Origin of the sequence: Hansschlegelia quercus, assembly GCF_004310425.1 — a bacterium.
Lineage (GTDB): Bacteria > Pseudomonadota > Alphaproteobacteria > Rhizobiales > Methylopilaceae > Methylopila > Methylopila quercus.
Window position 1 is genome coordinate 288,183 of the sequence record NZ_SIUB01000005.1, and the last position, 15,281, is coordinate 303,463.

The 15,281-nt window shown below is 66.8% G+C and carries 15 protein-coding genes; 12 read left to right on the plus strand and 3 right to left on the minus strand.

From position 1 onward, the window contains the following. The first annotated feature begins 70 nt into the window (after nucleotides 1-70). Nucleotides 71-322, plus strand: a complete 252-nt coding sequence (locus EYR15_RS12305; protein ID WP_131003832.1) for a hypothetical protein — start codon at nucleotides 71-73, stop codon at nucleotides 320-322. On the opposite strand, the gene EYR15_RS12310 is transcribed toward EYR15_RS12305, so the two are convergent. The 3 genes from EYR15_RS12310 to EYR15_RS12320 all read right to left on the minus strand — a co-directional run bounded on the left by EYR15_RS12310 (nucleotide 307) and on the right by EYR15_RS12320 (nucleotide 5,491). After that, entirely contained in the window at nucleotides 307-1,566 is a 1,260-nt protein-coding gene (locus EYR15_RS12310; protein WP_131003833.1) for a flavin monoamine oxidase family protein, read from the minus strand. The genes EYR15_RS12305 and EYR15_RS12310 overlap by 16 nt on opposite strands. Before the next feature lie 32 nt (nucleotides 1,567-1,598). After that, nucleotides 1,599-3,932, minus strand: a complete 2,334-nt coding sequence (locus tag EYR15_RS12315) for a trimethylamine N-oxide demethylase (protein WP_131003834.1) — start codon at nucleotides 3,930-3,932, stop codon at nucleotides 1,599-1,601. 191 nt (nucleotides 3,933-4,123) lie between these two features. After that, the gene (locus tag EYR15_RS12320) at nucleotides 4,124-5,491 is read right to left on the minus strand and encodes an NAD(P)-binding domain-containing protein (RefSeq protein WP_131003835.1); all 1,368 of its coding nucleotides are present in this window, start codon (nucleotides 5,489-5,491) and stop codon (nucleotides 4,124-4,126) included. Between the two features lie 435 nt (nucleotides 5,492-5,926). Here EYR15_RS12320 and EYR15_RS12325 point away from each other — a divergent pair, with 435 nt between their 5' ends. The 11 genes from EYR15_RS12325 (at nucleotide 5,927) to EYR15_RS12370 (ending at nucleotide 15,141) form a co-directional block, all read left to right on the plus strand. Next, nucleotides 5,927-6,175 carry a hypothetical protein gene (locus EYR15_RS12325; protein WP_245498284.1) on the plus strand — a complete coding sequence of 83 codons (249 nt, stop codon included), beginning with the start codon at nucleotides 5,927-5,929 and terminating at the stop codon, nucleotides 6,173-6,175. Continuing rightward, complete coding sequence (locus EYR15_RS12330; protein WP_131003837.1) at nucleotides 6,172-6,582, plus strand: hypothetical protein; 411 nt, start codon at nucleotides 6,172-6,174, stop codon at nucleotides 6,580-6,582. Before EYR15_RS12325 ends, EYR15_RS12330 begins: the two co-directional genes overlap by 4 nt. A 78-nt stretch (nucleotides 6,583-6,660) precedes the next feature. Beyond that, on the plus strand, nucleotides 6,661-6,831 hold the full coding sequence (locus EYR15_RS16995; RefSeq protein ID WP_165455493.1) for a hypothetical protein: 171 nt from the start codon (nucleotides 6,661-6,663) through the stop codon (nucleotides 6,829-6,831). Then, nucleotides 6,831-8,252, plus strand: a complete 1,422-nt coding sequence (locus EYR15_RS12335; RefSeq protein ID WP_131003838.1) for an APC family permease — start codon at nucleotides 6,831-6,833, stop codon at nucleotides 8,250-8,252. The genes EYR15_RS16995 and EYR15_RS12335 overlap by 1 nt, the downstream gene beginning before the upstream one ends. A gap of 3 nt (nucleotides 8,253-8,255) precedes the next feature. Beyond that, complete coding sequence (locus tag EYR15_RS12340) at nucleotides 8,256-8,939, plus strand: hypothetical protein (protein WP_131003839.1); 684 nt, start codon at nucleotides 8,256-8,258, stop codon at nucleotides 8,937-8,939. Beyond that, entirely contained in the window at nucleotides 8,920-9,204 is a 285-nt protein-coding gene (locus EYR15_RS12345; protein ID WP_131003840.1) for a hypothetical protein, read from the plus strand. The genes EYR15_RS12340 and EYR15_RS12345 overlap by 20 nt, the downstream gene beginning before the upstream one ends. A 282-nt stretch (nucleotides 9,205-9,486) precedes the next feature. Beyond that, complete coding sequence (locus EYR15_RS12350) at nucleotides 9,487-11,109, plus strand: trimethylamine N-oxide permease (protein ID WP_131003841.1); 1,623 nt, start codon at nucleotides 9,487-9,489, stop codon at nucleotides 11,107-11,109. A 74-nt stretch (nucleotides 11,110-11,183) separates the two neighbouring features. Beyond that, complete coding sequence (locus EYR15_RS12355) at nucleotides 11,184-11,789, plus strand: dimethylamine monooxygenase subunit DmmA family protein (RefSeq protein WP_131003842.1); 606 nt, start codon at nucleotides 11,184-11,186, stop codon at nucleotides 11,787-11,789. Next, a complete protein-coding gene (locus EYR15_RS12360) occupies nucleotides 11,786-12,748 on the plus strand; it encodes a PDR/VanB family oxidoreductase (RefSeq protein ID WP_131003843.1) in 963 nt (320 codons plus the stop codon). The genes EYR15_RS12355 and EYR15_RS12360 overlap by 4 nt, the downstream gene beginning before the upstream one ends. Nucleotides 12,749-12,799: 51 nt before the next feature. Next, entirely contained in the window at nucleotides 12,800-13,840 is a 1,041-nt protein-coding gene (locus EYR15_RS12365) for a heme-dependent oxidative N-demethylase family protein (protein WP_131003844.1), read from the plus strand. Between the two features lie 170 nt (nucleotides 13,841-14,010). Beyond that, nucleotides 14,011-15,141: an aminomethyl transferase family protein gene (locus tag EYR15_RS12370; RefSeq protein ID WP_131003845.1), complete on the plus strand. Its 1,131-nt coding sequence runs from the start codon at nucleotides 14,011-14,013 to the stop codon at nucleotides 15,139-15,141. Nucleotides 15,142-15,281 lie beyond the last annotated feature (140 nt).

Consider the following 15,281-nt stretch of genomic DNA (forward strand, 5'->3'; position numbering starts at 1 on the left):
TTGGGGTCTAGTGTCGTCGTCGCGCCTCGATGCGCGGCGACTGGCTTCCCGAGACCGGAGTCCGCGTAACATGGCCGCCATCAATTCCGCCTCGCCCAGCAAGCTCGAATGGATCGAAGGCGCGCAGGATCGCCCTGCCCCGGGCCAGCTCGGCCACGCCATGGACTTCCTCAGCGTCGGCCCGCTCCATGGCGGCCAGCGCCGTGATCTCTGGAAGTGGCAGGGCTATCGCAGCGACCGCGCGCCCCACGGCTTCGAGGGCGTGTGCCGCACGCGCGCCGACGCCGCCCGCGCCGCCGAGACCGCCTATTTCGGCGACTGAGTTTTCCCCGACCGGCGAACGGCGATGACGGCCTCCGCCGCGGCGAGGCCGGTCCTCAGCGCGCCATGGGCGGTTGAGAAATCGCTCTTCGAGCAGGCCTCGCCGGCGAAGAACAGCCGGTCATCGACGGGCGCCGCGAGCACGGCGCGCGCGCCCGCGCAGCCGGGCTTCGCGTAGGAATACGACCCGCGCGCAAACGGGTCGCCGCGCCAGGCGTGATGCGCTAGCGGCCGCAGCCGCTTCGCGAAATCCGCGCCGAAGACGCCCGACAGCTCGCGCGACGCGAAGTCGAAGAACGCCGCCTCGCCGCCGGCCTCCAGCGCCTCGGCGAGCGTCCCGCCGAAATAGCCTTCGATGACGGGCTCGCCGCCCGGACGCATGTGGTAGCCGGCCGTCGCCGTACGGTCGGTCCGCCCAAGAATGCGGCCGTCAATCTCGAACTCCTCGGCGCGGTCGAGCGCGATGTAGAGCTTGTCGGCGAGGCCGAGCGGCAGGCCTGCGGCCGCCTCGACCTTGCCCGGAAGCGCCGGTGAGAAGGCGAGCGCGCCTTCCGCGATCAGCGCGCTCGGCAGCGTCACGATCGCCTGATCGGCTTCGATGACGCCTGACGAGGTCTCGATCCTGATCTTCGGGCCGGAATGATCGATGCGCGTGACCGCAGCCCCGAGCGCCGTCTTCAGCCCCGCGCCATGCGCCGCGATGGCGGCGCCATACCCGCCGACGACGCGCCAGTTGACGCCGGTGTCCTCGTAATTCGCGAGGTCGACGACCGAAACCTTTTCAAGCTCCGCGCCCGAATACCAGGTGCTGACGGCGTCGAGCAGGCCGTTCCAGCGGTTGCCCGGCTCGAGCTCGGCGGAAGCGGGGCTGTCGACGCCCGTGCGGGCAAGCGCCTCGATCCTGTCGCCATAGGCGTCGCGGGCGCGCTCGAATTCGTCCTGCTCGGCCCGCGAAAAGCCCGGCTCAAGCGTGCGGCGCGTCCAGGGCGGCGGCGAGCGGTCGATCGCCCGGCCCTGAGCTTCCGCGATGGCGGTCCAGGGGTTCACATCGCCGGAATGGAGCCAGCCGCAGCCGAGGTCGAACGGGCCGCCCGCCTGGTTCTGGACGGTGTAGGCCCGCCCGCCGAGCCGGTCCCGCGCCTCAACGATCAGGACGTCGATCCCGGCCTCATGCAGCTTTCGGGCGGCCCCGATTCCAGCGGCGCCGCCGCCGACCACCACGACTTCGACAGATGAACGCGTCATGCGCGAGCTTTATCAGGCCGCGAAGCGCGATGTCAGGCCCGCGTCTCCGCGCCGCGGGGCTCCATCGAGCTGACCGCGTCGGGCGATGCCGCCGGCGCCTTGGCCTCCTCGGCTGGCGTCGCCTCGGCGCGTACGCGCGATTTGGTCGGGTCATAATGCGGGAAGGCGACGACGACGGCGGGGATGCGCTTCTGCTGGCCGTCGAGCTTGCCGATCTCGACCGCCGTCCCGAGCTCGGCATAGGTGACGTCGAGCCGGGCGAGCGCGATCGTCTTGCCGAGGATCGGCGAGCGGGTGGCGCTCGTGATCACGCCGATCTGGGCGCGGCCGACATGCACGCAGTCGCCATGACCGACATGCTCGGCGCCGGAGATATCGAGGCCGACGAGCTTCCTCGACGGCGTCTCGCGGCGGCGCTTGAGCGCTTCGGCGCCGACATAAGGATCGGTCTTCTCCTTCGGCACGGCGAAGCCGATGCCGGCCTCGAACGGGTCGGTCTGGTCGCAGAACTCATAGCCCGAAAAGGCGAGCCCGGCCTCGATGCGCACCATGTCGAGCGCCTTCAGGCCGAGCGGCGTCAGCCCGTGCGGCTTGCCCGCCGCCATGATCGCGTCCCACACCGCCGGGGCCTGGTCCGGGTGGCAGAACACCTCGTAGCCGAGCTCGCCGGTATAGCCGGTGCGCGAGACGATGACGGGAATGCCCGCGATCCGCCCGACGGTGAAGCGGAACCACTTCAGCTCGTTCAGGCTGGGCTGATGCGCCGGCGTGACGACGATCTCGGCCAGAATCTCGCGCGAACGCGGGCCCTGCACGCCGACATTGTGGAGTTGGTCGGTCGCGGTCTTCACCCAGGCTTTCAGCCCGTGCTTGGCCGCAAGCTCGCGCAGATGGACGCCGCAATAATCCTCGCCGCAGATCCAGCGGAAATTCTGCTGGCCGAGACGGAACACCGTGCCGTCGTCGATCATCCCGCCATGGTCGTAGCACATGGCGGTGTAGACGACCTGGCCGACCGCCAGCTTCTTCATGTTGCGGGTGACGGCGAGCTGCATCAGCTCTTCGGCGTCCGGGCCGATCACCTCGAATTTCCTGAGCGGCGACAGGTCCATGATCGCGGCGCGCTCGCGGCACGCCCAATATTCGGCGATCGGACCTTCGTCGGAATAGCAGTCGGCCAGCCAGAAGCCGCGATACTCCACGAACTTGCGGGTCAGCACGGACGTGCGCGGGTGAAACCCGCTCTCGCGCGTCAGGCGCGGCTCTGCGTCGGGCGTCATGCGGTGTGCGATCCCACGGGAGAAGGTTTCCGACGCGTCGTAGACGCGCACATGGATGTCGGTCGGCTCCCAGGCGTTGGCGACGTCGATGTCGTCGGCGCAGGAGGAGGAGGCGCAGACGAGATCCGTCAGCGCGCGCAACAGCACGTAGTCGCCGGGCCGCGACCATGGCTCGTCCATGCCGATCGAGTCATCCGGGCTGACGAAGGTGTTGTAGAAGAAGTTGATCGCCGGCCATCCGGCCCGCTTCTCGATCCCGTATGGCGCCAGCGCACGGTTGAAGTTGTCCGTGCAGTTGTCGTGGCCGGGATAGCCCATGTCCTCGTAGTATTTCGAGGAGCAGGCGAGCAGGAAGGCGTCGTGCCGGCCGACCGTGTCGCGCACGATCTCGACCAGCGGGTTCATGCGCGCGTCGAAATACTTGGAATGCAGGCCGGGACCGGGATTGGCGGTCCCCATCAGCGTGCGAGTGACGGTCGGGTCGAGGCCGAACTCCTTGCCCCGCTCGAGCGCCGCGGCGTCGAAGGCGAGGAAGTCCGAGCACTGCTTGCCGTCGACGTCGATGATCTGGATGTAGTCGCCGGCCTTCACGCGATAGGCTTCCGCCGTCGCCGCCTTGATCCGCAGGTCGAGCTTAGGCTCGGCGAGCGGCGCGGGAGCCAAGCCCGTAGCCGGCGCGCGCGTCGCGATCTCGACCTTGAGCTCGGTCGGCGGCGTCTGCTCGTCGGGCGTCATCGCGCCGCCGGCGGGGACAAGCGCGACGACGGCGTCGGCGGCGGCTTCGAAGGCGGTCTCGGCGCCGGGCTCGGCATCGGCCGCAAACAGACGGAAGCCCGTAAGCTTCAAGACGTCGACGCCCCGAGCGCCGAGCGCCGCACGGGCCGCGGCCGCAAGCTCCGCCTCTTCGCCCTCGCCAAGTTCGGTCAGCCCGAGCGCTTGCGACGCGAACAGCAGGCCGGGCTGGCGGCCTTCGGGATCGACGATCCGGCAGCGGTCGCCGGCCGCGAGGTCGAAAACCAGCGGCTCAGGGCCCCGCGCGACGAGGGTGGTGAGGCGATGCGGAATGGATGCGGGCATGCCGTCCATAGGTTCTGTTCCTTATCGCCCTCGACGTGGAAGCCCCCTCTCCCGCTCGCGGGAGAGGGTTGGGGTGAAGGTCTGTCGGAAAGGGCGGCCGGCTGACGACCCCTCATCCTTACCTTCTCCCGCAAGCGGGAGAAGGGGTCATAAGCGTCGCGCAGTACGAAGGAGCGACGCCGACGCCGCTCTCCTGAGCCCTACTCCGCAGCCTGGCTCGCCGGCTGGTTCAGGAACGCCTCGAGCGAGTCGTCCATCGCCTTCATCCAGGTCGTGTGGTGCACCGGCGCGACCGTGCCGGTGATCGTCGAGGGGTAGGACCGGTCGCGATAGGTGAGGATGCCCTCCGTCTTCGCGTGCTCCCACTGCTTGAACAGGTCGGCGCACATGTCGACGTCGAGCCGCGGGTAATCAGTCTCCGCCAGCAGTTCGCGGACGTAGTCCGTCTGGAAGTCGATCATCGCCTCGACGTCTGGCAGCGCGTTGAGGCGCGCGACCCAGGCTTCGCTGTCGGCGTGCATCGCGTCATAGCTCTCGGGCAGCGTGATGCGGCCGAGCACCACGTCGCGGGCGTACCACGCCTGCGCGTCGAACATGTTGAACGTGTAGAACTGGTCCTGCGCGCCGATATAGATCAGCTTCGGGTTCTTCTCCCAGAACACGCCCTTGTAGAGGTTCGGCGGGTAGAGGCTCGTTCGAGTCTCGAGGCGCAGTTCGTCCGGCAGGAACGGGTAGTGGTTGAGGTAGCCCGTACAGAAGATGATGGCGTCGACGTCTTCCGCGGTCGTTCCGTCCTGGAAATGACAGGTCTTGCCGACGACCTTGGTGAGCAGCGGCCGCTCCGAGAAGCTATCCGGCCAGTCGAAGCCCATCGGACGCGTGCGGTAGCTGAAGGTGATGCGCTTCGCGCCGTATTTGTGGCACTGGGTCGCAATGTCCTCGGCCGAATAGCTCGAGCCGATCAGCAGCACATGCTTTCCGGCGAACTCGTCCGCGCAGCGAAAGTCATGGGCGTGCAGCACGCGGCCGAGAAACTTCTCGATACCCTCGAAGGTCGGCACGTTTGGCGTTGAGAAGTGGCCGTTCGCCACGAAGACGTAGTCGAACTCTTCCGAGATCCGGGACTTGGCGGCGAGGTCGTTCACGACCACGGTGAACTTGCTCGTCTCGGCGTTCCAGGTGACGTCGCGGACAGCGTGGCTGAACTTGCAGTATTGGCGGACGCCGGACTTGTCGACGCGGCCGGCGATATAGTCGTGCAGCACGGCGCGCGGAGGGAAAGACGGGATCGGCCGGCCGAAATGCTCCTCGAATGAGTAGTCCGCGAATTCCAGACATTCCTTGGGGCCGTTCGACCAGAGATAGCGGTACATCGAGCCGTGGACCGGCTCGCCATACTCGTCGAGGCCGGTGCGCCAAGTGTAGTTCCAGAGACCGCCCCAGTTCGACTGCTTCTCGTAGCAGACCATCTCGGGAACTTCGGCTCCGGCCTTGCGGGCGGACTCGAAGGCGCGAAGAACGGCGAGACCGCTGGGGCCTGCTCCAATGACTGCGATCCGTTGCGTCATCGACAATTCTCCCGAACGCTTGTGGCGTGCTGATCCCGACCTCAGGCGGCGCGCTGAGTAAAAAGGAACTTTCCTCAGTGTCAATCTAGTTTCTTTGGGTGAAACGACTCCTCTGCGATGCGTCAGTTCTTGCGGCGCAACATGGGCCGATTGACGCCGCCTCGGCCCGTGAGAACCAAGGCATTGTTCGGCCGATCCAGCGACTTAGCAACTGTGGGACCAGGCTGACTGCGCTGATCGCGCGTAGATGTCGCTCGGCGAATATTGGCCCTTTTGCTTAGTTTTTCGCCGCACTGCATATAAAATAGGCGGTTGACGCTCATTAATACAGCTGACAATTTCCTCTCAAGATCAAAAATTTCGTCCTAGGAATTTTGGGAGGCGCGGATGTCGACAGCCGATCGACGGGTTCAGGCCATGTTCCGACGAGACACGATGGCGGCCACGGTGGCGGTCGTCGCGGTCTGGGCGACCTACGCTTTCGTGTTCTGGCGGATGCGCGGGCAGTTCGACCACAGCGGGGTCATGCTGCTGATGCTCGTCGCAGCCGGGCTGGTGCTGCTGCTCAACACCGCGGCCGTCGTCGCTCTGATCAAGCACTACCGCGAAGACAAGGCCGCGATCTACGGCACCGACCTCTATTACCTCGACCGCATCGCCGCCGAGCGGAGGCTCGCCCGATGAAGAGGACGCCTTACGAACCGCCGGCGCAGCCCGTCCTCGGGCAGGTGTTCGACGCCCTCCTCGTTCTCGGGCTGGTGCTCGTCACGCTCTATCTGCCCCTGCTGCTGAAGCTCGCCGGCAGCGGGACGATCAGCGACATCGCCGATAAGCCGAGCTGGGAGACGCTGGGGCAGAACCCGGTGATGGCCGGCCAGTGGGAGAAGCTCGGCTTCGACCCGGCTTCCGCGGCCACGATCGTCGGCACCCGCTTCGACTATTCCTTCTCGTGGATCGGCTTCGCGGTCACCGCGCTCGTCATCGTCGGTTACTTCGTCGCGATGCTGCGCTGGTCCGACCGGGAATATCGCGACGTGATCGCGGAGCGCTTCGGCGAGAACCCGACGGACGGCGCCGCGCCGGAACGCTGACGCGCCCACGCGAACCGATCCCGGATTGCGGCCGCCCTAGCCGCGACGCCCCCTTAGCCGACAAATGGAGACCGCGCGATGATCCTCGCCATGAACCTCTGCGCCTGGGCGGCCGCGGCCGTCCTCGCGCTCTGGATGCTCTGGGACATGCTGAAGACCAACCGGGCCTATTCCGAGGCCTACCTGACGTCCTCGGCCGAGGGCGAGATCATCGACGCCGAAGTCGGCGAGACGGCGGCGAGGCGGTGATGACCGACGTGACCACGGGACAGATCGCCGGCGCCGAGAGCGCCGCGCCCACGAGCCGCCGCGTCGCGCTGAAGCGCGTGCTCGGGCCGGCCCATGTCTGGGGCCTCGGCGTCGGCATCGTGCTGGTCGGCGAGTTCATGGGCTGGAACTTCGCCGTCGGCAAAGGCGGCGCGATCGCGGCGCTCACCGCCTGCTGGCTCGCCGGCATCCTCTACACCTGCGTGGCGATGATCGACTCGGAGGTGACGTCGACCGTCGCCGCCGCCGGCGGGCAATACGCCCAGGCCAAGCACATCATCGGCCCGCTCGCGGCCTTCAATGTCGGCCTCTACCTCGTGATGGCCTACACCATGCTCGAGGTCTCGAACGCGATCGTCACCGGCGACCTGATCGAGGCCTTCGTCCACAACATGGGCTTCGTGGGCGACCTCGATAAACGCGCCTTCATGGCGCTGACGATCGTCTTCCTGTCCTTCCTCAACTATCGCGGCGTGCTCGCGACGCTCACGCTGAACTACGTGATCACTGCGATCGCCTTCGCCGCGATCCTCGTCCTGTTCGTCGCGGTGAAACCCTGGGCGCCGGGCGAGACGCTGAAGCACAGCGACCTGCTGACCGGCCTTCCCTATGGCGGGCTCGGCATCCTCGCCGCGATGCATTTCGGGCTGTGGTATTACCTCGGCATCGAAGGCACGACGCAGGCCGCCGAAGAGGTGCGCTCGCCCGCGCGCTCTCTGCCGCTCGGCACCATGACGGGGATGATGACGCTGCTGATCGCGGCGACGCTGACCTGGTACGTCTGCTCCGGCCTGATGCCGTGGGAATATCTCGGCCAGGCCGTCACCCCGCTCTACGACGCCGCGCGGCTGACCGGCAGCGGGCCTCTGGAGCTGCTGCTGTTCGTCGGCACGCTGTTCGCGACGCTCGCCTCCGCAAACGGCTGCATCAACGACGCCTCCCGCGCGTGGTTCGCGATGGGTCGCGACCGGTACATGCCGGTCTGGTTCGGCGCGGTGCACCCGCGCTACCACACGCCCTACCGGTCCATCGTGTTCTTCGTGCCGATCGCGATCCTGTTCGCGGTGTCGACGCCGCTCGACCAGACGATCACGCTGTCGATCCTGTCCGGTCTGCTCGGCTATACGATCATGGCGCTCGGCGTGATCATCTTCCGCCGCAAATGGCCGCTCGGCTCGATCTCGCGGGGCTACGTCCACCCGCTGCATCCCTTGCCGGCGGCGCTTCTCCTGCTGCTGTGCTCGGTCACCTATCTCGCGGTGTTCCTGGGTTACGGGACGCAGCTGCTGGCGATGATGGCGTTCTACATCGCAGCCTCCGCCTGGTTCGTCCTGCACCGCTACAAATACTGCCGGCGCGGCGACCAGTTCACGATGCCCTGGCCGCGGCCGAAGGGGTACTGAGCCATGTCCGCAGCCCTGCTCGCCACGCTCGGCGCCGCGGCGCTCGCAGCGGGCGGGTTTGGGCTGCGACGCGAGGCCAAGGCGGAGCGAAACCGCCGCCTCCATGCGCTCGACGATTGTCTCGATCTCGTCGAGCGTCCTTCTCTCGCCGTCCACGCTTCGGGCTACGCGATCCTGCGGGGGCGGTTCCGGGGATACGACGTCGCGCTGCGGCCGATCCCGGAGCAGCTTGTCTTCCGTCGCCTGCCCCAGCTCTGGCTGCTCGCGACGCTGCGCGCGCCGAACCGCGGACCGGAGACGCTCGACATCCTTCGCCGTCCGATGGGCGGTGAGTTCTTCTCGATCGGCGAAAGCCTGCCCAGCTCGTTCCCGCCGCCGGCGCCCTGGCCGCAGGACACCGCGGTGCGCGGCTCGCGCGACGCCGGCGCGCTGATCGAAAGCTTGAGCGCGCCGCTCGGCCCCATCCTCTCGGACGATCGCGTGAAAACGCTGACCGTCACGCCCGAGGGCGTGCGCGCGGCGCACGGCGTCAGGCAGGGCGATCGCGGCGCCTATCTGCTGTTTCGGGACAGCCGGTTCGGCGACCTGCGGATTCCCCGAGGGGACGCGCAGGCCGCGCTCGAACTCGCCTTCGATCTGGCGCGGCTAACCTCCCACGGAGATCGCGATGAACGCCGCGCCGCCTGATCGCCGGATCGTTCTCGCCGTCGCGATCGCGCTGCCCGGCACGGGCCACGTGCTGCTGGGACAGCCAGCCCGCGGGCTGGGTTTTGCTCTGTTCACGCTGTCGCTCGGCTGGCTCTCCACCAAGATCGCGCCCGCCGAGGCGAGCTTTCTCCTCCGGCATGCCGGCGCCGCTCTCGTCTGGGGCCTGTCAGTGATCGACGCTCATCGAATTGCACGAATACTGTGCATCAGAGCAAAAAATAAGCAGAGCGCTGCGTTTCTTTGAGAAAAAGCGATTGCATGTGTTTCTTCGGGGGAAAAACTTTTGACACTAACCCGAAGTTCTGCATGATCCCGGTAGTCCCGTGGGGAGCCGCCCAAGTGGAGCGGCGCCGACGACGCTCCGCGCCGTCGCTTTGCGGGGATGACGACTTTCGCCGCGCCGGTTCTGGACTTGGGGAGCCGTTTCGGCGCTGCAGGACGCCACCGGTCCGGAACAGCCCGGCAAAGCGTCGCCAAAGAAAACGGGGAGCCGCGACAAGCGGCTAATCTGGAGGGGGTCTCCACCATGACGATCGCAGCTACCGAAGCGCCGATCTCGGCCGACGACACGCATCAACTGAAGCGAAGCATTTCCTGGACGGGGGCGTTCTGGGTGGCGAGCGGCGTGCCCGCCCTCGTCCTGTTCTCGATCGGCGGCATCGCCGGCACGACCGGCACCATCGCGGCCGCGATCTGGGCCGCCTCGATGTTCATGGGCTTCCTTCAGTCCTTCGTCTATGCGGAGATCGCGGGCCTGTTCCCGAACAAGTCCGGCGGCGCCTCGATCTACGGCGCGGCCGCCTGGGTGCGCTACGCGAAGCCGATCGCGCCGCTCTCAGTGTGGTGCAACTGGTTCGCCTGGTCGCCGGTGCTCTCGCTCGGCTGCTCGATCGCCGCGGCCTACATCCTGAACGCGATCGCCCCTGACGCCGCCTCTTCCGTCCGCACCTGGACGCTCGCCTCCGGCACGCTCGGGCCGGTGTCGTTCTCGCTGAACTCAGCGTTCTTCATCGGCGTCGCGCTGATGCTGCTGACCTTTGCGATCCAGCATCGCGGCATTCTCGGCACCGCCTCGGTCCAGAAATGGATCGGCATCCTCGTCATCGTGCCGCTCGCGATCGTAGGAATCGTGCCGCTGATCACCCATGGCGTGAACTGGTCGAACTTCTCGCCCTTCGTTCCGCTCGCCGTGGCCTACGCGCCTGAGCCGGGCGCCTGGAACATCGGCGGCTGGACGCTGGTGCTCGGCGGCATGTTCATCGCCGCCTGGTCGACCTACGGCTTCGAGACCGCGGTCTGCTACACCTCCGAGTTCAAGGAGCCGAAGACCGACACGTTCAAGGCGATCTTCTTCTCCGGCCTGCTCTGCATCGCCTTCTTCGTGATCGTGCCGTTCACCTTCCAAAGCGAGCTCGGCCTCACCGGCATGCTGGCGACGCCGATCGTCGACGGCTCGGGCGTGGCGGCCGCCATGGCGCACATGGTCGGCGGCGGCCCGATCGTCGAGAACGCGCTGGTCATGCTCATGATCCTCGCGCTGCTGCTCTGCATCATGACCGCGATGGCCGGCTCGTCGCGCACGCTCTACCAGGGCTCGGTCGACGGCTGGCTCCCGCGCTACCTCTCACACGTCAACCACCACGGCGCGCCGACCTCCGCGATGTGGACCGACCTCTGCTTCAACCTGATCCTGCTCGCGATCGCCTGCGCTGACGCCACCTCGTTCTTCTTCATCCTGGCGGTGTCGAACTGCGGGTACATCATCTTCAACTTCCTCAACCTGAACTCGGGCTGGATCCACCGCATCGACAGCGGCCACATCGAGCGGCCCTACAAGGCGCCGACGATCGTCATCGCGCTGGGCGCCATCTTCGCCTTCGTCAACGCGGTCTTCATGGGCGCCGGCGCGAAGGTCTGGAACCCGATGGCGCTGTGGGCCGGCATGATCACCGCGGCCCTCATCATCCCGGTGTTCTTCTTCCGGCACTACGTGCAGGACAAGGGCCGCTTCCCGGCGAAGATGCTCGAGGATCTCGGCGTCGGCGAGGGCAACGAGACCCCGACCCGCAAGGCCGGCATGCTGCCCTACCTCACCCTGGCCGCCGGCGTCGCCGTCGTCCTCATCGCGAACGCGGTGTTCAAGCTCTGAACGAAGCCGGCCCCGGCGCTCACTTGAGCGTCGGGGCTTTTCTTTGCAGTCACTTGAGTGATCGAGCCTCTCCCTTGACGACGCTTTCAGACATCAAGAGCCGACCGATCTATGCCGGCCTGAAGGTCGACGAATACGCCCGAAGGCACCTTGTCGCGGCCGAAGGCGAAGGCGCGCGCGCCGTGATCGAGGCCTTCTCCATGGCGCCCGAGGCGCTCGACCGCACGACCATCCTCTATTGCCCCGGCGGCTCCGCGGGACAGGACCACGAGACGGCGCTCGCCGATCTCGCGCCGGATTTGATCCATGTGGCGCCGTCGATCGAGACCCTGCTGGTCCGCCTCAAAGGGATGCTGAATACGGCGACGATGGGAACGCGGCTCTACGCGACCGGCACCGAAGGCTTCATCGGCCAGGTGGTGGCCGCAGCGGTCGGCTTCGGCGTCGACCATCATTCGATCTTCACCGAGCATCGCGGCTCGCTCGCCCGCCGCGTCCAGTGCGTGCACTGCAAGGGCATGACGGACAACGTCACCGCGACGCCGTTCACCTGTTCGCATTGCGGGCTGACCCTGTTCGTCCGCGATCACTATTCGCGCCGGCTCGGCGCCTTCCAGGGAGTCTGCGTCGACGCCGAGGAGCCGGGCGTGATCCCACCGGCCGAGGAGCTCTACAAATGAGCGGCGGCGTCGAGATTCTGGTGCGCGTCGCCGACATCGAGCAGGCGACCGCGACCGTGCGCCGCTTCACGCTGGCGCCGCTGTCAGGCGAGCCTTTGCCGGTCTATTCGGCCGGCGCCCATGTCGTCGTCACGATGGACGATGACGGCCACCGCATCCGCAACCCCTACTCGCTGATCTCCCGCGCACAGGACGGCTCGCACTACCGGATCGGCGTGCTCAAGACGCCGAACTCGCGCGGCGGCTCGATCTACCTGCACGAGAAGGTCTGCGAAGGCGACGAACTCGTCATCACCATGCCGGTGAACCTGTTCCCGATCGTGCGGACGGGGCGCAAGCACGTGCTGGTCGCGGGCGGCATCGGCGTGACGCCGATCTACGCCATGGCGGAGGAGCTGAGAGCGGCGAGCGCGCCTTACGAGATCCACTACGCGATGCGCGACGCCTCCTGCGGCGCCTTCGCCGACGAACTCGTCGAGATGCACGGCGACAAGGTCCGGCTCTACCGCGACGACGCCCAAGAGGTCATCCGCGTCGACGCCATCCTGCCGCACCAGCCGCTCGGGACGCATCTCTACGTCTGCGGCCCCGAAGGCATGATCGACGCGATCCTCGCCGGCGGCCGCAAGGCCGGCTGGCCGGTCGAGAACCTGCATTCCGAGCGCTTCCTCGCGCCGATGGGAGGCGCGCCATTCTCCGTGGCGCTGGCGAAAGCCGGCATCACCGCGACCGTGCGCTCCGACCAGAGCCTGCTCGAGGCGATCGAGGAGGCCGGCGTCGACGCGCCCTATCTCTGCCGCGGCGGCGCCTGCGGTCAGTGCGAGACCAGGGTCATCTCCGCCGACGGCGAGCTCATCCACAACGACCACTACCTGTCGGACGAGGAAAAAGCGTCCGGCGCCAAGATCATGACCTGCGTCTCGCGGCTGAAAGGCCGCGAGCTGGTGCTCGACCTGTGAGCGCTCCCCGCTTCCACCCGTCCAAGAACTGAACGCCGGAGAACGACCCCCATGGGCATCCAGTTCAAGCAGGAAACCTTCCGCGACGATTACACCTTCTCGAACTCGCCGGAAGCGATCCGGCGGTTCCCGTTCCCGTTCGACCGCGACGAATACATGTATTCCGTCAACATCGAGCAGCACATGCCGGGGCCCCCGAAGTCCTATGTCGAGTTCCCGATCGACATCGACGAGCACTACGTCTCGGAAATGCGGGACCGGGCGATCGTCCTCAAGGAAGACCCGCTTCGTTGCCAGTCCCTGCCCCACATGCTGCCGGCGGAATGGGATCTCGTCGAGCTCCTGATGGACTCGATGTCGAAGCACTATCCCGAGCACTTCCAGCTCACCAAGGACGGCGACCGCTGGCATTGGGTGAACCAGCCGCTCGGGATCGACCAGACATTCACCTTCGGCGACACGGCCACCCTGCCCTGCCCGCCGATGGAGTACATCACGCGCCAGTGCCAGGGCGACTTCGCGCTGCTCGACCAGCGCCAGGACAATCTCTGGATGGACGCCGGCATCGTCACGACGCAAGCCGACTGGTCGCTCGATTTCGACATCGGCATGAACTTCATGGAGTGGCACGGGCCGGTGCCGATCGCCCATGACATCGGCGTCTTCGACCGTGCGCTGAAGTTCCTGCTCAACCTCCAGCAGGGCCGCCCGGTGCGCCGCCTGAACTGGACGATGACGATCAATCCGCGGCTCGACACCTCCCCCGAGAATTACCACAAATGGGGGCAGGAGAAGGCGACCGTCACGCCCGAGAACGTCGGCGACAAGGTGCATCTCAGGGTCGAGCTGCAGGCGCTGTGGCGGCTGCCGCGCTCGAACGCGATCGTGTTCTCGATCCGGGCCTACCTCATCAGCATGGAAGAACTGGTGACGATCCCGAAATGGGGCCGCCGCTTCCCGCGCATCCTGAAGAGCCTTCCCGAGCCGATCGCGAACTACAAGGGCCTGTCGCGCTACCGCGAGATGACCATCGACTGGCTGTCGAAATACGACGACGGCCAGCCGACCTCGCCGGGATTTTTCCCGGACTGAGGCGGCGCCGACCGCGCTGCGCGCCTCGAGACGCCTTGGGGCTTCGTTCCGAAGCTCCTCAGCATGAGGACCGTAGCGGAAACTCGACGTTCCTCATCCTGCGGAGGCCCGAAGGGCCGTCGAAGGACGCACACCGTTTCTGTCAGAACACGACATCAGGGGGAACTCCCATGAATCCCGCAGACCTGCCGCGCCAGTCGATCCTGAACGAGCGCCACAAGGCGCTGGGCTCCAAGCTCGATGGCGAGTGGAACGGCATGCCGCTCGCCCAGACCTATGGCGGCTCGACCACCGACGAGGAGGTCGCAGCCACCCGCCACTCCGCAGGCCTGATCGACGTCTCGGCGCTGCGCCTGATCAATGTGAAGGGCCCGGATGCGGAGAAGGCGCTGAACGCCATGCTCACCTCGGACATGGCGAAGCTCAAACCCGGCCAGTCCGCGATCTCGAACCTCGTCGACGAGAACGGCTCGCTGATCGACGACGTGCTGGTCTACCGCAACAGCGTGGACGATTTCCGCCTGAGCCATGGCGGCGGCTCGCTGGAGGACGTGATCGACGGCTTCTTCCAGGGCGTCGACGCGACCTGGGAGAAGGACGACGACACCCACGTCCTGTCGCTGCAGGGCCCGAAGGCGCTCGAGATCCTTGCGCCCCACGCCTCTATCGACCTGAAGACGATCAGATATTTCGAGCATCAGCCGGCCGAGCTGTTCGATAAGGTGGTGACGCTCGCCCGCGGCGGCTATTCCGCCGAGCGCGGCTACGAGGTGTTCTGTTCAGCCGCCGACGCCGTCGAGATCTGGGACAAGATCCTTGAGGCAGGCGCGCCTTACGGCGCCATCCCGACCTCTTGGTCCTGCCTCGACACGGTGCGCATGGAAGGCGCGCTGCTGTTCTTCCCCTTCGACATGCCGAAAGGCGACGAGACCCCTTGGGAAGTCGGCGCCGACTGGACGGTCGATCTCTCGAAGCCCGCCTTCCACGGCAAGGAGGCGCTGGAGCGCCGCAAGAACGAGATCCGCACCGCCAATGTCGGCATCGAGATCGACGCTCATGAGGCGATCGAGTCCGGCGCGAAGATCGTCAAGGACGGCAAGGAGATCGGCACGGTCAACTCGACCGCCTACAGCGCGCATCTCATGAAATCGATCGCGCTCGGCTCCGTGCCGCCGGAGTTCAAGGCCTGGGGCACGCAGTTCGAAGTCGTCTCCTCCCTCGGGACGTTCCCGGCGCATGTGGTGCGCACCCCGTTCTACGATCCCCACCGCATCCGGACGCATCCGCTCGACGAGCGGTGAGTGGCACGGCGGGCGCTCGCGCCTTCCGCCTCGCCCCCAAGTCCGTCATCCCGGCCGAGGAATCAGCCGAGAGCCGGGATCGTCTTCAGGATGAAGCGCCCCTTTTTGACGACGATCCCGGCTCGGCCTGACGGCCGTCC